At 18.7% G+C, this 17,368-nt stretch carries 20 protein-coding genes and 1 pseudogene; 13 read left to right on the forward strand and 8 right to left on the reverse strand.

Features of this window, described 5'->3' with window-relative positions:
* Window positions 1-29 precede the first annotated feature (29 nt).
* The 4 genes from secG to greA all read right to left on the reverse strand — a co-directional run bounded on the left by secG (window position 30) and on the right by greA (window position 3,550).
* Complete coding sequence (gene secG / locus AACK90_RS00470) at window positions 30-269, reverse strand: preprotein translocase subunit SecG (protein ID WP_339043416.1); 240 nt, start codon at window positions 267-269, stop codon at window positions 30-32.
* 236 nt (window positions 270-505) lie between these two features.
* Window positions 506-2,314 carry an ATP-dependent zinc metalloprotease FtsH gene (gene ftsH, locus AACK90_RS00475; RefSeq protein ID WP_339043662.1) on the reverse strand — a complete coding sequence of 603 codons (1,809 nt, stop codon included), beginning with the start codon at window positions 2,312-2,314 and terminating at the stop codon, window positions 506-508.
* Between the two features lie 49 nt (window positions 2,315-2,363).
* A complete protein-coding gene (locus tag AACK90_RS00480; RefSeq protein ID WP_339043418.1) occupies window positions 2,364-2,993 on the reverse strand; it encodes an RlmE family RNA methyltransferase in 630 nt (209 codons plus the stop codon).
* Window positions 2,994-3,070: 77 nt separating this feature from the next.
* On the reverse strand, window positions 3,071-3,550 hold the full coding sequence (gene greA, locus AACK90_RS00485; RefSeq protein ID WP_339043420.1) for a transcription elongation factor GreA: 480 nt from the start codon (window positions 3,548-3,550) through the stop codon (window positions 3,071-3,073).
* Between the two features lie 319 nt (window positions 3,551-3,869).
* Between greA and AACK90_RS00490 the strand changes: the two genes are divergently transcribed.
* The 4 genes from AACK90_RS00490 (at window position 3,870) to cgtA (ending at window position 5,859) form a co-directional block, all read left to right on the forward strand.
* Window positions 3,870-4,130 carry a BolA/IbaG family iron-sulfur metabolism protein gene (locus AACK90_RS00490; protein WP_339043422.1) on the forward strand — a complete coding sequence of 87 codons (261 nt, stop codon included), beginning with the start codon at window positions 3,870-3,872 and terminating at the stop codon, window positions 4,128-4,130.
* Between the two features lie 80 nt (window positions 4,131-4,210).
* The gene (gene rplU / locus AACK90_RS00495; protein ID WP_339043424.1) at window positions 4,211-4,534 is read left to right on the forward strand and encodes a 50S ribosomal protein L21; all 324 of its coding nucleotides are present in this window, start codon (window positions 4,211-4,213) and stop codon (window positions 4,532-4,534) included.
* Window positions 4,535-4,792 carry a 50S ribosomal protein L27 gene (gene rpmA / locus AACK90_RS00500; RefSeq protein ID WP_339043426.1) on the forward strand — a complete coding sequence of 86 codons (258 nt, stop codon included), beginning with the start codon at window positions 4,535-4,537 and terminating at the stop codon, window positions 4,790-4,792.
* Window positions 4,793-4,863: 71 nt separating this feature from the next.
* Complete coding sequence (gene cgtA, locus AACK90_RS00505) at window positions 4,864-5,859, forward strand: Obg family GTPase CgtA (RefSeq protein ID WP_339043428.1); 996 nt, start codon at window positions 4,864-4,866, stop codon at window positions 5,857-5,859.
* 116 nt (window positions 5,860-5,975) lie between these two features.
* On the opposite strand, the gene rpsI is transcribed toward cgtA, so the two are convergent.
* Entirely contained in the window at window positions 5,976-6,368 is a 393-nt protein-coding gene (gene rpsI, locus AACK90_RS00510) for a 30S ribosomal protein S9 (protein ID WP_339043430.1), read from the reverse strand.
* 22 nt (window positions 6,369-6,390) lie between these two features.
* On the reverse strand, window positions 6,391-6,819 hold the full coding sequence (rplM, locus tag AACK90_RS00515) for a 50S ribosomal protein L13 (RefSeq protein ID WP_339043664.1): 429 nt from the start codon (window positions 6,817-6,819) through the stop codon (window positions 6,391-6,393).
* A gap of 275 nt (window positions 6,820-7,094) precedes the next feature.
* Here rplM and AACK90_RS00520 point away from each other — a divergent pair, with 275 nt between their 5' ends.
* The 7 genes and pseudogenes from AACK90_RS00520 (at window position 7,095) to rplS (ending at window position 11,281) form a co-directional block, all read left to right on the forward strand.
* Entirely contained in the window at window positions 7,095-7,391 is a 297-nt protein-coding gene (locus tag AACK90_RS00520; protein ID WP_339043432.1) for a chorismate mutase, read from the forward strand.
* Between the two features lie 41 nt (window positions 7,392-7,432).
* On the forward strand, window positions 7,433-7,930 hold the full coding sequence (locus AACK90_RS00525; protein WP_339043666.1) for a prephenate dehydratase domain-containing protein: 498 nt from the start codon (window positions 7,433-7,435) through the stop codon (window positions 7,928-7,930).
* 88 nt (window positions 7,931-8,018) lie between these two features.
* The gene (gene ffh / locus AACK90_RS00530; protein ID WP_339043434.1) at window positions 8,019-9,362 is read left to right on the forward strand and encodes a signal recognition particle protein; all 1,344 of its coding nucleotides are present in this window, start codon (window positions 8,019-8,021) and stop codon (window positions 9,360-9,362) included.
* Window positions 9,363-9,400: 38 nt separating this feature from the next.
* Window positions 9,401-9,649, forward strand: a complete 249-nt coding sequence (gene rpsP, locus AACK90_RS00535; protein ID WP_339043436.1) for a 30S ribosomal protein S16 — start codon at window positions 9,401-9,403, stop codon at window positions 9,647-9,649.
* The gene (gene rimM / locus AACK90_RS00540; protein ID WP_339043438.1) at window positions 9,646-10,179 is read left to right on the forward strand and encodes a ribosome maturation factor RimM; all 534 of its coding nucleotides are present in this window, start codon (window positions 9,646-9,648) and stop codon (window positions 10,177-10,179) included. Before rpsP ends, rimM begins: the two co-directional genes overlap by 4 nt.
* Before the next feature lie 32 nt (window positions 10,180-10,211).
* Window positions 10,212-10,900: pseudogene (gene trmD / locus AACK90_RS00545) on the forward strand (tRNA (guanosine(37)-N1)-methyltransferase TrmD).
* Window positions 10,901-10,936: 36 nt separating this feature from the next.
* A complete protein-coding gene (gene rplS, locus AACK90_RS00550) occupies window positions 10,937-11,281 on the forward strand; it encodes a 50S ribosomal protein L19 (RefSeq protein ID WP_339043440.1) in 345 nt (114 codons plus the stop codon).
* 122 nt (window positions 11,282-11,403) lie between these two features.
* On the opposite strand, the gene tldD is transcribed toward rplS, so the two are convergent.
* A complete protein-coding gene (tldD, locus tag AACK90_RS00555; RefSeq protein WP_339043443.1) occupies window positions 11,404-12,852 on the reverse strand; it encodes a metalloprotease TldD in 1,449 nt (482 codons plus the stop codon).
* 196 nt (window positions 12,853-13,048) lie between these two features.
* Here tldD and aroQ point away from each other — a divergent pair, with 196 nt between their 5' ends.
* Window positions 13,049-13,495 carry a type II 3-dehydroquinate dehydratase gene (gene aroQ, locus AACK90_RS00560; RefSeq protein ID WP_339043445.1) on the forward strand — a complete coding sequence of 149 codons (447 nt, stop codon included), beginning with the start codon at window positions 13,049-13,051 and terminating at the stop codon, window positions 13,493-13,495.
* A gap of 47 nt (window positions 13,496-13,542) precedes the next feature.
* Here aroQ and AACK90_RS00565 read toward each other — a convergent pair whose 3' ends face one another.
* Window positions 13,543-14,487 carry an RluA family pseudouridine synthase gene (locus tag AACK90_RS00565; RefSeq protein ID WP_339043447.1) on the reverse strand — a complete coding sequence of 315 codons (945 nt, stop codon included), beginning with the start codon at window positions 14,485-14,487 and terminating at the stop codon, window positions 13,543-13,545.
* Window positions 14,488-14,706: 219 nt separating this feature from the next.
* Here AACK90_RS00565 and alaS point away from each other — a divergent pair, with 219 nt between their 5' ends.
* Window positions 14,707-17,325: an alanine--tRNA ligase gene (gene alaS, locus AACK90_RS00570; protein WP_339043449.1), complete on the forward strand. Its 2,619-nt coding sequence runs from the start codon at window positions 14,707-14,709 to the stop codon at window positions 17,323-17,325.
* Window positions 17,326-17,368: the final 43 nt, after the last annotated feature.

Raw genomic sequence — 17,368 nt, forward strand, 5'->3', positions numbered from 1 at the left:
AAAGATTTAAGAAAATTAAAAAAAATATTTTAAATCGTTTCTAAAATACAATTATTTATATTACATTGTAAAATACTTAATATTAAAAAAAAACATGCACAAAAAATAGTTAATTTATTTAAAAATTCATTTTTTGTTGAAATATTGAATAAATTTTTATTAATACTAATCATTCCAATATTTGTTGAACCTTGACTTTTTTGTAATAAAATTAAAAAAATTAACATTAATGAAACAAATAAATATATTACTAAAAAAAATACTCTCACTACGTCATTCCTATATTTTATTATATAATAATATTTATATTATGAAAAATAATAAATTTATTTAAAAATTCAAAAAAAAAAAAAAAAAAAAAAATAGAATTTTATAAAATAATTATTATTTTAAAATATATAAATAAAATTTTTTTTCTATAAAAATTTTAAATTTTAATAAATATAAAAAGTTTTAAATTTTAAAAATAAAATATATTTATTTCAAAGAAATAATTTCAAAAATTTTATTTTTTTAAACGTTCAAATTTTCTATTTATTAAAGAATTAATTTGATGATAATTTATTGTTTCATATTTCATTAATGCATCTTTCATAGAATGTAAAATATCTAAATTATTTTCTAGAATTTTTTTTGCTCTATTGTAGTTAAAATCAATAATTTTTTTTATTTCTTGATCAATAATTTCTTTTGTATAATTAGAAAAATTATAAATTTTTGATGTTGATTGTCCTAAATTAATTCCATCTTCTTCTTCAGAATATAATAAAGGACCTAATTTTTTAGAAAATCCCCATTTCATAACCATATTTTTTGCTAAATTTGTAGCAACTTTTATATCATTAGAAGCACCTGTTGAAATATAATCTTTTCCATAAATTATTTCTTCAGCAATTCTTCCTCCATATAAAGCAGAAATTTGACTCTCTATTTTTTTTTTATTTATACTTAAATGATCTATTTCTGGAAGAAAAAAAGTTAAACCTAAAGAATTTCCTCTAGGAATAATAGTAACTTTATGAACAGGATCATGTTCAGGAACAAATTTTCCAACAATAGCATGACCAGCTTCATGATATGCAGTACATTCTTTTTGTTTATCAGAAATAATCATTGATTTTCTTGCAGCACCCATCATTATTTTATCTTTTGCTTGTTCAAAATCATCCATGGTTACAGAAGAATGATTTTTTCGAACAGCAAAAAGAGCGGATTCATTAACTAAATTAAATAAATCTGCTCCAGAAAAACCAGGAGTACCTCGAGCAATAATCATTGGATCAAAATTTTCAGATATAATAATTTTTTTTGTGTGAACTTTTAAAATTTGTTCTCTTCCTTTAATATCTGGTAAAGGAATAAATATTTGACGATCAAATCTACCAGGACGTAATAAAGCTGAATCTAAAACATCTGGACGATTTGTAGCTGCAATTAAAATCACACCTTTATTTTTATCAAATCCATCCATTTCAACTAATATTTGATTTAAAGTTTGTTCTCTTTCGTCATGACCTCCTCCTAAACCTGTTCCTCTTTTCCTACCTACTGCATCTATTTCATCAATAAAAATTATACATGGAGATAATTTTCTCGCATTTTCAAAAAGATCTCTAACTCGAGACGCACCAACTCCTACAAACATTTCAACAAAATCTGATCCAGAAATAATAAAAAAAGGAACATTAGCTTCTCCAGCTATTGCTTTAGCTAATAAAGTTTTTCCTGTACCAGGAGAACCAATCATTAATAAACCTTTTGGAACATTTCCTCCTAACTTTTGAAATTTTTTTGGATTCTTTAAATAATGTACTATTTCTTGTAAATCTTCTTTAGCTTCATCACATCCTGCAACATCTGAAAAAGTAGTTTTAATTTCATCTTTTTTATAAATTCTTGCTTTACTTTTTCCAAAAGACATTGCTCCCTTTCCTCCTCCCATTTGAATTTGTCTCAATGAAAGAATCCAAGTTAATGCTAACATTATTATTGGAAACCAAGAAATAAATACAGACCATAAAAAACCTACTTCTGCAGGATATTTTCCTTCAATTTTAACATTTTTTGTTAAAAGATTATTTAATAACATTGAATCATGCATTGGAAGATAAGTGCAATATTGACTATTATCTTTCCTCATGACATAAATTTCTTGTCCATCAATTATTACTGAACGTATTTTTTTTTTATTCACTTCAGACAAAAAATACGAATAATCCATTTTATAACGATTAAAATTGTTTGAATGAAAATTTTGCAATATAGACATAAATATCATTGCAAAAATTGACCAAAAAATTATTTTTTTTACCATTTTTCTCAAGATTTAAATCCTCATTTAAAATTTAATGATATTAAAAATATCACTTATTAATCATTTTTATATTTTTTGCTATAACAAAAATTTCACGAGATTTTAACCTAGAGGCACTTGGTTTATAAATTTTTACTACGAAAAAAATTTTTTTAATAGATCTAATATATATGTCATATCCTTCTCCTTGAAATAGTTTAGTAATAAAAAAACCGTTTTTAGATAAAATTTTTTTAGATAAATTTAAAGCAATTTTACTTAAATTTATTGATTCACAAACATCAATTAATGAATGTCCTGTAGTTTTTGGAGACAAATCAGACATTAATAAATCTACTTTTTTTTTATTTAATAATTTTAATAGTAATAAATATGTTTCTTTTTTTTTAATATCTCCATGTATAAATTTAACTTTTTGAATTGGTTCCATATATTTTATATCACAAGCAATTAAAGTTCCATTTGATCCTATTTTTTTTATCACATATTGAGACCAACTTCCTGGTGATGAACCAAGATCAACAACTGTATAACCAATTTTAATAATATTAAATTTTCTATTTATTTGTTTAATTTTAAAAAAAGCTCTTGAACGAATTTTTTTTTTATGCGATTTTTTTACATAAAAATCTTTAAAATGATTCTTTAACCATAATTTAGAACTAGATTTTTTTTTCATATGTTTGTTAAAATATTAAAATAAAATTATTTTTTTTTAAACAATTATTTAAATATGTTTCTTTTTAAAATTTTAAATTATATATATAATATTTTTAATATTTTATATGAAACAAAACCAATTGGCGTTTTAATTACAGCTAACTCATTTTTTTTTTTCTTCATTAACCCTTTAGCCATTGGAGAATTTATAGATATTAATTTTTTTTTAAAATCTGCTTCATCATCTCCAACAATTTTATATTCATAAATTTTATTTGATTTAATATTCAAAATTTTTACTGTTGCTCCAAAAAAAATTTTTTTATGAATAAACATTTTTTTAACATCTATAACATGTGCATTAGATAATTTAAACTCAATTTCTTGAATTCTCCTTTCACAAAAACTTTGTTCTTCTTTTGCTGCATGATATTCTGCATTTTCTTTTAAATCTCCATAAGCTCTTGCTTCCGAAATAGATTTAATAATTTTTGGTCTTTTTTTTTTTTTTAATTTATCTAATTCGTTTCTAAGTTTTTTTTCACCTTCAATAGTCATGAGAATTTTATTATTCACAATTAACCTTAATTTTCAATAAATAAAAAAATATTTTTTTAAATACAATATATTTATATAATTATTCTAAAATATATTATTTTTTTATCAAAATGTATTTAAAAATATATTAAACATATTTATTTAAAGTTTAATAATATATTATTATAAATCAATTTATAAATAAAATAATAAATTTATTATAATACATGATATATTAATATAATTAATTTATTTTATCTTAAATAAAAATTATATTAATACATAATTATATTTTTATATATAGATTATTATTTAAAAACATGAAAAATTAAAAAAATAAAAAAAAAAAATAAAAAAAATGAAAAAAAAAATAAAAAAAATTTTAATAAAAAAATTAAATCTATTTTATGTAAAAATTAAAAAAAAAAATAATTATTATAAAATATTTGCTGTAAGTAATATTTTTTTAAATATGAATGAAGTAAATAGACAGAAATATATATACGCCCCATTATTAAAATATATTATTAAAAAAAAAATACATGCAATTTCAATTAAAACATATTCATTAAATGAATGGAAAAAATATAATAAAAAAATTATTAAAAAAAATTTATAATATAATTAAATTAATTTTAAAAAATAACTTTAAAAAAAAAATATTTTTAAATATTAAAACATTTTTAAACCGGAGAATTTATGTACGCTGTTTTTATTAATGGAGGTAAGCAATACAAAGTAAAAATAGGACAAACCCTTCGAATAGAAAAAATTAATGAAAATGTTGGTAATATAATAAAATTTAAAAAAATTTTATTAATTAAAAAAAAACAAAAAACATTTATAGGTAATCCTATTTTAAAAGATGCAGTTATAAAAGCAAAAATTTTTAGCCATGGAAGAGAAAAAAAAATTTATATAATAAAATTTCATCGTAGAAAACATTATAAAAAAAAACAAGGTCATAGACAATTTTATACGAGTATTAAAATTCAATCAATAAAAATAAAAAAGAGAATTTAAATGGCACATAAAAAAGCTGGAGGATCCAGTAGAAATGGAAGAGATTCACATTCAAAAAGATTAGGAGTTAAATGTTTTGGTGGAGAACAAGTTAAATCTGGATCAATTATAATCAGACAACGTGGTACAAAATTTCATCCAGGAAATAATACTAAATGTGGTAGAGATCATACTATATATTCTATTATAAATGGTATTGTAGAATTTAAAAGAAAAGGTTTTAAAAAAAAAAAAATTGTGAATATTATTCCTAATTAATAAAAAATAACAATTCAAATTTTTTTTAAAAAAATTCAAAATAAAAAATAATATTTTTTAGAGAATTTTCTATGAAATTTGTTGATGAAGCAATAATAAAAATAAAATCTGGTAATGGAGGAGATGGAGTAATCAGTTTTAGACGCGAAAAAAATGCTCCTAAAGGAGGTCCTGATGGAGGAGATGGAGGAAATGGAGGAAGTATATTATTTCAAGCTGATAAAAATTTAAATACTTTAGTTGATTATACATTTAAAAAAATAATAAAAGCTGAAAATGGAAAACCAGGACAAAATAGAAAAAAATCAGGAAAAAAAGGAACTGATAAAATATTACTTGTTCCAATTGGAACAAAAATTATAAATTGTTATAACAATGAAATTATAAAAGAATTTAAATATGATAAAGAATTATTTTTAGCGATACAAGGAGGTTGGCATGGTATTGGAAATAATCGATTTAAATCACCTACTAATAGAACTCCAAGAAAAAGATCATTAGGAAAATTAGGAGAAGAAAAAACAATTAAATTAGAACTTTCTTTATTAGCAGATATTGGTATTCTTGGACTTCCTAATGTTGGAAAATCTACTTTTATAAGAAGTGTTTCTTCTGCAAAACCAAAAATTGGAAATTATTTTTTTACTACTTTAATCCCAAATCTTGGAGTACTTTTTACTAAAAAAAAAAAAAAAATAATAATCGCAGATATACCAGGAATAATAAAAGGAGCATCAAAAGGAATTGGATTAGGTTTAAAATTTTTAAAACATTTAGAAAAATGTAAAATATTATTACATATAATAGATTTATCTATTGAAAGATATCAAGATATTATTAAAAACATAAATATAATAAATAATGAAATAAAACAACATAATTATAAATTATATAAAAAAAAAAGATGGATTGTTTTTAATAAATCAGATTTATTAAAAAAAGAAAATATTAAGTTTAAAATAAATAAAATTATAAAAAAAAAAAATATAAAAAAATATTACATTATTTCATCTATTAAAAAAAAAGGAATTAAGAATCTTTGTAAAGATTTAAGTAATTCAATATAATTTTTAAATGAAATATATTCATATACAATAAATTTTTATTTATACAAGTTAAAAATTAACTAAAATATATTAAATTTTGATTATTTAACTTGTATATATAATTTATAAAAAAAAAATTATCTTTTAGAAAATTGAGGTCTACGTCTAGATTTTCTAAAACCAACTTTTTTTCTTTCTACTTGACGAGAATCTCTTGTAACAAAACCAAATTTTCTTAATTCTTTTAATAAATAACTATCATATTTTATTAAAGCTCGAGTAATTCCTTGTCTTATTGCTCCAGCTTGTCCTGAAATTCCACCTCCTTTAACAGTAATATAAAAATCAAATTTATTACTCATATTTACTACTTTTAATGGTTGCGTAATAACCATACAAGCAGTTTTTCGACTAAAATATTTTTCTAAAGTAAGTTTATTTATAATTATTTTCCCATTTCCAATTTTTAAGAAAACTCGAGCAGAAGAAGATTTTCTTCTTCCTGTTCCATAGTTTTGAACTGTACTCATTTTATCTGTTTACATCCTAATTTTAAATTTTAAGTAAGATTGGTTTTTGAGCATGATGATTATGAACTTCATCGCGATATACTTTTAATTTTTTAAACATTATTCTTCCTAAAGGACCTTTTGGAAGCATTCCATAAACAGATTTTTTTATTACTTGTTCTGGATTATTTTTAATCATATCAGAAAATTTAACTGTTTTTAAACCACCAACATGTCCGGTATATCTATGATATAATTTCTTTTTATTTTTTTTTCCTGTAACACAAATTTTAGATGCATTTAAAACAATAATATAATCTCCCACATCCATATAAGGAGTATATATTTCTTTATGCTTCCCTCGTAAATAATGTGAAATTATACTAGATAAACGACCTAAAATTTTTCCATTTGCATTAATATAGTACCAATTTTTTATAATATTTTTTGAAGAAATTGAAAAGCTCTTTATGTTCATTACTATACCTATAAAATAATTCTATTTTAACTTTTTTTATATAAAAAACATATAATAAAAAATTATTTATAATTAAAATAAAATATTAACATTAAAGTAACATTTCTTAAAAAATATTTTTTTTTATATTTTATATTTTTATAAAAAAATTACTTAAAATTGAAATTTTTTAAAAAAAAAAAAATATATGATATATAATAAATATAATATAAAATTATATTAATTTATAAAAAAATATAATAATTTTTTGAATAACAAGGAGTAAAATAATGAAAAATAAAAATAAAATATTAATTTTAAGAAAAAAAATAAACAATATAAATAAAGATATTATAACTCTGTTATATGAAAGAAATTTAATTTGTAAAAAAATTGCTAAAGAAAAAATAAAAATAAAACATCCAATAAAAGATAAAAAAAGAGAAAAAAATATTTTTAAAAAAATAATTTCACAAGGAAAGAAATATAAATTAAAAAAAAAATATTTAAAAAAAATATTTAAAATTATAATTCATCATTCTATTAAAATTCAAAAAAAAGAGTTTAAAAAAAAAAAATTAAAATAGCATTTTTAGGTCCAAAAGGATCTTATTCATATTTTGCTGCTATAAAATATGCAAAAAAAAAATTGAAAAATTTAAAAGAAATTCCATGTAAAGATTTTAAATCTATATTAAAAAAAATAAATAAAAAAAATATATATGCTATTTTACCTGTTAAAAATACAATAACTGGAACAATTGATGAAACAAAAGAAATATTTAAAAAAAATAAATTAAAAATTTTTGATAAAATAAAAATTTCTATTGATCATTGTATTCTTTCAAAAAAAAAACAATCACTAAAAAATATAAAATTAATATATAGTCACTCACAACCAATTAAACAATGCAAAATTTTTATAAATAATTTAAAAAACTTAAAAATAAAATATACAAATAGTTCTTCAGAAGCTATTAAAAAAATTTTAAATAAAAAAAATAAATTTTCTGTAGCAATTGGAAGTGAAAATTGTAGTAAATTATATAAATTATATATAATAAAAAAAAATATATCTAATTATAACAAAAATAGAACTTTATTTTACATAGTATTAAAAAAATAAATATTTGAAATAAATTTTAATTACTTTAAAAAATGTACAATTAAAAATTTAAAATTATTATCTCTAAAAATAATCCTGAGTATAAAAAATGTTTAAAAATTTAACTAAATGTTTTTCTATTATTATAAAAAATATATCTAATAAAGGAAGAATTACAAAAAAAAATATAGAAAAAACATTAAGAAAAGTAAGAATTGCATTATTAGAAGCTGATGTTCCATTATTAATCATTAAAAAATTTATAAAAAAAATTAAAAAAAAATGTATTGGAAAAAAAATTAATAATTCTTTAACTCCAGGACAAGAATTTATTAAAATAGTTGAAAAAGAAATAATATCTATAATTGGAAATAATAATTATAAAATAAAATTTAAAAAAAAAAATCTATCAATTTTTTTAATAATAGGATTACAAGGATCTGGTAAAACAACAAGTATTGGAAAACTTTCAAAATTATTTCAAGAAAAATATAATAAAAAAGTTTTATTAGTATCTACAGATATTTATCGATCTTCAGCAATTGAACAATTAAAAATCATTTCTAAACAAGTAAAGATAGATTTTTTTAATTCTAATAATAAACAAAAACCTATTGATATTTCTATTCAGTCAATTGAATATGCAAAAAAAAAAAAATATGACGTCTTATTAATTGATACTGCTGGAAGAATGCATATTAATAAAAAATTAATGAATGAAATCAAAAATGTACATAAAATTATACAACCATTAGAAACAATATTTGTTATAGATTCTATGATAGGACAAGATTCTATTAATATAATTAATAAATTTAATAAACTATTAAAAATAACATCAATTTTCTTAACAAAAATAGATTCAAACACTAGATGTGGAGTTGTATTATCAATTAAATATTTAACAAAAATTCCTATTGCATTCCTTGGAAATGGAGAAAAATTTCATAATATAAAAGAATTTAAATCAAAAAAAATAGCTTCTAAGATTCTTGGAATGCAAGATACAATCTCTTTAATAAAATCAATTAAAAAAAAAATTGATAAAAAATATCTAGAAGAATTAAAAACAAAAATAAAAGAAAAAAATGAATTTGATTTAAACGATTTCTTAAAACAAATAATTCAAATGAAAAAAGTAGGAGGTATACAAAACATATTAAATAAATTATCAATTAATAATAACTTAAAACAAAATATTTTATTGCAAATAAACGATAATATGTTTATAAAAATACAAGCAATAATAAAATCTATGACTATTAATGAAAGAAAAAATCCAAAAATTATAAAATATTCAAGAAAAAAAAGAATATCTTTAGGTTCTGGAACTAGTATTCAAGATATTAATAAAATTTTAAAACAATTTGAATTAATGAAAACAATGATGAAAAAAGTAAAAAATATTGGTGTAATAAATATTTTTAAAAATATTAAAAACATTATTTCATAAAAAATAATAATTTAACAAATAAAAATAGGATATTTAACATGGTTAAGATAAGACTTTCTAGACATGGATCAAATAAAAAACCTTTTTATAGAATTATAGCAACTGATAGCAGATCAGCAAGGAACGGTAAATTTATTGAAAAAATAGGATTTTTTAATCCATTATTAAAAAATAAAGAAACATCATTAAATATAAATTTAGAAAAAGTAAAATATTGGGTCAAAGTCGGTGCACAAATTTCTGAAAGAGTAAAACAATTAATAAAAAAAATAAATAAAATAAAATGAACTTAAAAAATTCAAAAAAAATAATAGTAGGTAAAATATTTTCTCCTTATGGAATACTAGGTTGGATAAAATTATTTTCATTTACAGAAAAAATAAAAAAAATTTTTAAATATAAACCATTATTATATTTTTATAAAAAAAAAATAAAAACTTTAAAAATAAAATTATGGAAAAAATATAAAAATTTTTTTTTAGTAAAAATAAAAAATATAAATACTAGAACTCAAGCATTACTTTTAAAAAATAAAGAAATATTTATTTATTCTAAACAATTAAAAAAAAAAAAAAATGAATATTATTGGTATGAAATTATTAATTTAAAAGTATTTAATGTAGAAAAAATTTTTTTAGGAAAAGTTACAGATATAATTAGAACACCAACAAATGATATTTTAAAAATTATTTTCATTTCTTCAAAAAAAGACAAAAAAATAGAAAAATTAATTCCATTTGTTGAAAAAAAAATAATTAAAAAAATATCTCTTAAAAAAAAATATATCATTATTAACATAAAAGGATTAATTTTTTGATAAAATTTAAAATACTAACAATATTTCCAAAAATGTTTAATTCAGTTTTTAAATACGGCATTCTATCAAGAGCAATAAAAAAAAAAATATATATATAAATATTTTAAATATTAGAAACTTTAGTTCTAAAAAAAATAAAAATATAGATGATAGACCTTATGGAGGAGGTCCTGGAATGATTATGAGTTTTTTACCATTAAAAAAAGCAATTACCCATGCAAAAAAAAAAAATGAATATATAGTAATTTATTTATCTCCACAAGGAAAAAAATTATCTTATAAAATATTAAAAAAATTGTCAAAAAATAAATTTATTTTATTAATTTGTGGTAGATACCAAGGAATTGATCAAAGATTCATTGATAAATATGTTCATAAAGAAATATCTATTGGAAATTATATATTAACAGGTGGAGAATTAGCTGCAATGGTCTTTATTGATAGCATATCAAGATTTATTCCAGGAGTAATCAAAAAAAATATTTCCAATCACCAAGATTCTTTTACAAATGGATTACTAGACTATCCTCATTATACTAGACCAGAAGTAATAGAAAAAATGAACGTTCCAAAAATATTACTTTCTGGAAATCATAAAAAAATAAAATTATGGAGACTAAAAAAATCTATTAAACAAACACTAATAAAAAAACCAAAATTGTTAAATAAAAAAATTATTAAAAAAATAATAAATTTTAAAAAAAAAACAAAAAAAAAATAATTTTAAACAAAAAAAAATAAAAGAAATAAAAAAAATATGAATAATATTATAAAAAAAATAGAAAATGAACAAATTAAAAAAAATATACCAAAATTTAATTCAGGTGATACAGTAGAAGTACAAGTTTGGGTTATAGAAGGTTCAAAAAAACGTTTACAATCTTTTGAAGGAATTGTGATAGCTATAAAAAATAGATTTTTAAATTCATCTTTTTGTGTAAGAAAAATATCTAACAATGAAGGAATAGAAAGAGTTTTTCAAACTCATTCAAAAAATATAGAAAAAATATTTGTAAAAAGAAAAGGAAATGTCAGACAATCAAAATTATATTACTTGAGAAAAAGATTTGGAAAATCAGCTAGAATTAAAGAAAAAATATAATTTGTTAAAAAAATTAAATTTATATAAAATATTTTTTATAAAAACATGCAGTCATAAAATAAATTGTGACTGCTTGTATAAAATTCAATTTTATAACTATATTAAAAAAAAATTTTAAGTCATTATTTAGTACCTCCAACAGTTAAATTATTTATTTTTATAGTAGGTTGTCCAACACAAACTGGTACTTCCTGACCATCTTTAATACATGTACTTGTTCCATTATCTATAAGTAAATCATTTGCAACCATAGAAATTTTATTCATAATTTCTATTCCAGAACCAATTAAAGTAACATTTTTTATAGAAAAACAGATTTTTCCTTTTTTTATTAAATAAGCTTCAGAAGTAGAAAAAACAAATTCTCCAGAAGTTATATCTACTTGACCACCTGTAAAATCAACTGCATAAATTCCATAATCAACACTTTCTATAATTTCTTTTACAGAAGATTTTCCAGATAACATATAAGTATTAGTCATACGAGGCATTGGAAGAAATGCATACGATTCTCTTCTTCCGTTACCAGTAGAAATATTTCCTGTTAAACGTGCATTAAATTTATCTTGTAAATACTTTTTTAAAATTCCTTTTTTTATTAAAGTATTATATTTTCCAGGAGTTCCTTCATCATCAATAGAAACCGATCCTCTATATTTATTTTTTGTTCCATTATCTACTACAGTACATAAATGAGAAGCTACTTTTTTATTCATTTTATTACTATAAACAGATAAATTTTTTCTATTAAAATCACCTTCTAACCCATGTCCTACAGCTTCATGTAATAAAACTCCTGGAAGACCAGAACCTAAAACTACAGGAAAAGAACCAGATGGTGCTTCTTTAGAATATAAATTTAAAATAGAAATTCTTGATGCTTCTTGTGACAAATGTTGAATATAAGAAATTCCATTTTTATTTTTTTTAAAAAAATGTTTATATGTTCCTCGAATTCCTCCACTTTTTCTTCCAATTTCTCGCTTTCCTCCTTTCTCTTCTGAAAGAACATTTATATTAAGAGAAACTAAAGGTCTAATATCAACTGCAAAAACTCCATCTGTAGATGCTATTAAAATATATTCATAAGATCCATATAAATATGCACTTACTTTTGAAACTCTATTATCATAATTTCTTGAAAAATAATCTACTTGATTTAAAATATCTATTTTTTTTTCATTTGATAAAGATCTTAAAGGGCTTTTAAATTTATAATAAGATTTATTATTTATTTTTAAAAATTTTTTATTACCACATAAAATGTTTGAAGAAAAAATATTACATACTGAGGAACAAATTTTTTTCATACCAGAACTAGTAATTTGATCTGTGTAAGAAAATCCAGTCATTTCATTCTGAATTGCTCTTAAACCAATACCTTTATTAACTCCATAAAATCCATTTTTAATAATTTTGTCTTCTAATTTCCAAGATTCATAAAATTTATGCTGAAAATAAATATCAGAATAATCTATATTTTTAGTAGAAACATCAGATAATATTGAAAAAACTTCATCTGTTTTAATATTATTTTTTAATAAAATCTTTTTCTTTACTTTATTAAACATAAATAAACTCTCTTTTAAAATAAAATTTAAAATATTAATTTTTATATAAAAAAAAAATTAATATTTTAAATTAAAATTTTATTTTTATTCAAATAAATTTTAAATAAAAACAAAATTAATTATAATTTACTCTTTTATTTTGAATATATTGTTTTATATTGTATAATAAAAATTATTTAAAAAAATAAAAAATTTTATGAAAAAAAAAATACTACTTTTAAATGGACCTAATATTAATCTTTTAGGAACTAGAGAAAAAGAAATTTATGGAAATATTTCACTATCTATTTTATTAAAAAAATTAATAAATTATAGTTTAAAAAAATCTATTATTTTAACTCATTTACAATCAAATGCAGAACATGTTTTAATCGAAAAAATACATTCTTCAAAAAATAAAATAAATTACATAATTATTAATCCAGCTGCTTTTACTCATACAAGTATTGCATTAAGAGATTCATTGTTAGCTGTACAAATACCTTTTATTGAAATACATATATCAAATATTTATTCTCGTGAAAATTTTAGATCACATTCTTGGTTATCAGATATTTCAAATGGAGTAATATGTGGGTTAGGAATAGATGGATATAAATTAGCGTTAAAAATAGCAATAAAAAGACTTAATAAAAAAAAATAATCTATAAAAATAATTATTTTAAAAAAAAATAATACATTATAATAAATTCAAAGAATAGAAAGTAAATTTTCCATATCCTTCGGAAGATTTATTTTTAAAAAAATTTTTTTTTTTTTTATAGGATGAGAAAAAATTAATTTATAAGCATGTAATGCTTGTCTTGGAAAAATTTTAATAAATTTAAAAGATTTACTTTGTTCTAATCCACAAAAATAATTATAATTAATTTTATACTTTAAATCTCCAACTATAGGATGACGAATATAAAACATATGAACTCTAATCTGATGTGTTCTTCCAGTTTCTAAACGTAATTTCAATAATGTAGAATAATTAAAATTTTTTAGAATTTTATAATGAGTAATAGAATTCTTTCCCAACTGATTCACTACCATACATGTACGTTTTTTTTTATTTCTTATAATAGGAGCATTAATAAATCCTCCATTTTTGATTTTTCCTAATACAACAGCTTTATATTTTCTTATAATTTTTCTTTTTTTCATCATTTTGATTAATAAAAAATATGAAGACATTTTTTTTGCTATAATAATTAATCCAGTTGTATCTTTATCTAAACGATGAATAATTCCTGCGCGTGGTAATTTAAAGAAAATTTTATTATAATACAATAAACCATTTAATAAAGTATAATTATTATTTTTAAATCCTGGATGTACAACTAAAGAAGACGGTTTGTTAATTACTAATAAATATTTATCTTCATAAATTATATCTAAATACATTTTTTCAGGAACAAAAAAATCCATAGTTTCAAAAATCAATTTAATTTTTAAAAAATCTCCTTTTTTAACTTTAAATCTTGGTGAATTAATAAGAACATTATTAATATAAACATTATTATTCAAAATACTTTTTTTAAAAACAGTTCTTGAATATTTCGAAAATAATATTGATAAAACTTTATCTAATCTAATTTTATTAAAATTATTAGTAGTAATAATTTTATTTAAAATAATAGTATTTTTCATATAATAAATCCTTTTTTTTTTTTTAAAATTAAATTTATAATAAAATAAAAAAATAATATTTTAATAAAAATTATAAAAAATTTTTTAAATATATTATGATAAATTTATTTATATAAAATTAATTTTTTAATAAAAATATTAAATATGTTTTAAATAAATAAATAAAATATATAATATAATTAATAATTATACATTATACAAAATAATATCTGGATTTATATGACCTATACAACAGAATCTATACGTAAAAAGTTTTTAGAATTTTTTAAAAACAAAAACCATACAATTTATCCAAGTAGTTCATTAGTAATAGAAAATGATCCATCAATCTTATTTACTAATGCAGGAATGAATCAATTTAAAAATTTTTTTTTAGGATATGAAATACCAGAAAACAAAAAAATTTCTAGTATTCAAAATTGTATTCGAGCTGGAGGAAAAAAAAATGATTTAAAAAACGTAGGAAAAACTTCTAGACATCATACATTTTTTGAAATGTTAGGAAATTTTAGTTTTGGAGACTACTTTAAAAAAAAATCTATTATATATGCATGGGAATTATTAACATCAAAAAAATGGTTTAATATAGATGAAAATAAATTATTAGTAACAATATATGAAGAAGATATAGAATCATATAATATTTGGAGAAAAATTATAGGTCTATCAGAAAATAAGATTATAAAAACACCAAATAAAAAAAATAAATCAGAAAATTTTTGGAAAATGGGAAAATATGGTCCATGTGGCCCGTGTACTGAAATTTTTTATGATTATAAAAAAAATATTAAAACAAATTATTTAAAAAAAAATAAAATATTACAAAAAAAATATATCGAACTATGGAATATAGTTTTTATTCAATATAATAAATTAATAAATGGAAAATACTTAAAACTTAAAATTCCTTCAGTAGATACAGGTATGGGATTAGAAAGAATTTCTTCTGTATTACAAAAAGTTAAATCAAATTATGATATTGATATATTTAAAAATATTATAAAAAATATTAAAAAACTAAATAATGTAAAACAAAATAATAAAAAATCTATCCAAGTTATTGCTGATCATATTAGATCTAGTTCATTTTTAATTGCAAGTAATATATTTCCTTCAAACGAATATCGAGGATATGTTTTAAGAAAAATTATTAGAAGAGCGATTAGACATGGATATTCTATTGGTATAAAAGAATGTTTTTTTTATAAATTAGTTCCTGTTTTAATAAAATATATGGGAAGTTCTGGAAAATTATTAAAAAATAATGAAAAAAAAATTATAAAAACATTAAAAATAGAAGAATTAAAATTTTCTAAAACTTTAAAAAATGGATTAAAATTATTAAAAAATGAAATAAAACAAATAAAGAATAATAAATTAGACGGAAACTTTGTATTTTATTTATATGATACAATTGGATTTCCAATAGATTTAACAAAAGATTTTTGTAAAGAAAAAAATATTAAAATTGATATTGAAACTTTTAAAGATGAAATAAATAAAAGAAAAAAAATTTCTAAAGAACAAAAATTTAATAAAAATAATAAAAAAATATTTATTTCAATAAAAAAAAAAACAAAATTTAAAGGATATAATTTTTATCAATATAAAAGCTATATAAAATCTATTTATAAAAATTATAAATTAACTACTAAAATTAATAACTTTGAAAAAGGAAAAATTATACTTGATAAAACTCCTTTTTATCCAGAATCAGGTGGACAAATTGGAGATTCCGGATTTATTCAATCAAAAAATGGAATTTTTAAAGTTTCAAGTACTAAAAAATATGGAAATTTTATTATTCATACTGGAAAATTAATATCTGGAAAAATAAAAATAAAAGATAAAGTTGTTTCAAAAATAAATTTCAAAAAAAGAAAATTAATAGAAAAAAATCATACAGCTACACATTTATTAAATTCTGCATTAAAAAAAGTATTAGGAAAAAATGTTATTCAAAAAGGTTCATTAGTTAATGATAAAAAAATAAGATTTGATTTTTCTTATCATAAAAATTTAAAAGTCAATGAATTAGATGAAGTAGAAAATTTAGTAAATAAATTTATTCATAAAAATAAAATTGTAAAAATTTTTTTCACAAATTTTAAAAAAGCAAAAAAAAAAAAAATAAATTTTCTATCTCATAAAATTTATAAAAAAAATGTAAGAGTAGTTTCTATTAAACCTTTTTCTTGTGAACTATGTACAGGAACACATGTAAAAAAAACAGGAAAAATTTTTATATTTAAAATAATTTCTGAAAAAAGCATTTCTTCTGGAATAAGAAGAATAGAAGCAATAACATATAAAAAAGCTATTTCTTTTATAAAAAAACAAGAAAATAATTTAGAAAAAATAAAAAAAATAGTAAAAAATAAAAATTTAAATTTAATTTTAAAAATAAAAAAAATTGTTCAAAATAACAAAAAAATAAAAAAAGAAAATAAAAAAATATTAAAAAAATACATCTTATTAAAATCAAAAAAAATTCTAAAAAAAAAATATGAAATTAACAATAAAAAAATAATATTTTCAACACTATATGACGAAAGTAATTTTACTATTTTAAAAATAATAGATGAAATACAAAAAAAAAATAATTCAGTCATTATTATTTTAATTAATATTTCAAAAATAATAAATTTAAAGATAAAAATCAGTAAAAATTTAATATCTTTTTTTCAAGCAAATAAAATACTTTTATTAATATTTAAAAAAATCAATGGTAAAGGAGGAGGGAATAAATATATATCTGAAGGAATTATAAAATACTATAAATCAAAAAAAAAAATAATAAAAAAAATAAAAAAAATAATATTTTCTATAATAAAATAAATTATAAATTTAATATAAAATATTTTTGACAAGATAAAAAAAA

Origin of the sequence: Buchnera aphidicola (Periphyllus acericola) (assembly GCF_964019855.1) — a bacterium.
Classification (GTDB): Bacteria; Pseudomonadota; Gammaproteobacteria; order Enterobacterales; family Enterobacteriaceae; genus Buchnera_J; species Buchnera_J aphidicola_BC.

What these genes read in the sequence shown, in the direction of transcription:
- ffh (WP_339043434.1), top strand. Translation starts at nt 8,019, where the DNA reads ATGTTTAAAAATTTAACTAAATGTTTTTCTATTATTATAAAAAATATA.
- AACK90_RS00480 (WP_339043418.1), bottom strand. Translation starts at nt 2,993, where the DNA reads ATGAAAAAAAAATCTAGTTCTAAATTATGGTTAAAGAATCATTTTAAA.
- AACK90_RS00490 (WP_339043422.1), top strand. Translation starts at nt 3,870, where the DNA reads ATGAAAAAAAAAATAAAAAAAATTTTAATAAAAAAATTAAATCTATTT.
- cgtA (WP_339043428.1), top strand. Translation starts at nt 4,864, where the DNA reads ATGAAATTTGTTGATGAAGCAATAATAAAAATAAAATCTGGTAATGGA.
- alaS (WP_339043449.1), top strand. Translation starts at nt 14,707, where the DNA reads ATGACCTATACAACAGAATCTATACGTAAAAAGTTTTTAGAATTTTTT.
- aroQ (WP_339043445.1), top strand. Translation starts at nt 13,049, where the DNA reads ATGAAAAAAAAAATACTACTTTTAAATGGACCTAATATTAATCTTTTA.
- rpsP (WP_339043436.1), top strand. Translation starts at nt 9,401, where the DNA reads ATGGTTAAGATAAGACTTTCTAGACATGGATCAAATAAAAAACCTTTT.
- tldD (WP_339043443.1), bottom strand. Translation starts at nt 12,852, where the DNA reads ATGTTTAATAAAGTAAAGAAAAAGATTTTATTAAAAAATAATATTAAA.
- AACK90_RS00565 (WP_339043447.1), bottom strand. Translation starts at nt 14,487, where the DNA reads ATGAAAAATACTATTATTTTAAATAAAATTATTACTACTAATAATTTT.
- rplU (WP_339043424.1), top strand. Translation starts at nt 4,211, where the DNA reads ATGTACGCTGTTTTTATTAATGGAGGTAAGCAATACAAAGTAAAAATA.
- rpmA (WP_339043426.1), top strand. Translation starts at nt 4,535, where the DNA reads ATGGCACATAAAAAAGCTGGAGGATCCAGTAGAAATGGAAGAGATTCA.
- rplS (WP_339043440.1), top strand. Translation starts at nt 10,937, where the DNA reads ATGAATAATATTATAAAAAAAATAGAAAATGAACAAATTAAAAAAAAT.
- rimM (WP_339043438.1), top strand. Translation starts at nt 9,646, where the DNA reads ATGAACTTAAAAAATTCAAAAAAAATAATAGTAGGTAAAATATTTTCT.
- AACK90_RS00520 (WP_339043432.1), top strand. Translation starts at nt 7,095, where the DNA reads ATGAAAAATAAAAATAAAATATTAATTTTAAGAAAAAAAATAAACAAT.
- rpsI (WP_339043430.1), bottom strand. Translation starts at nt 6,368, where the DNA reads ATGAGTACAGTTCAAAACTATGGAACAGGAAGAAGAAAATCTTCTTCT.
- ftsH (WP_339043662.1), bottom strand. Translation starts at nt 2,314, where the DNA reads ATGGTAAAAAAAATAATTTTTTGGTCAATTTTTGCAATGATATTTATG.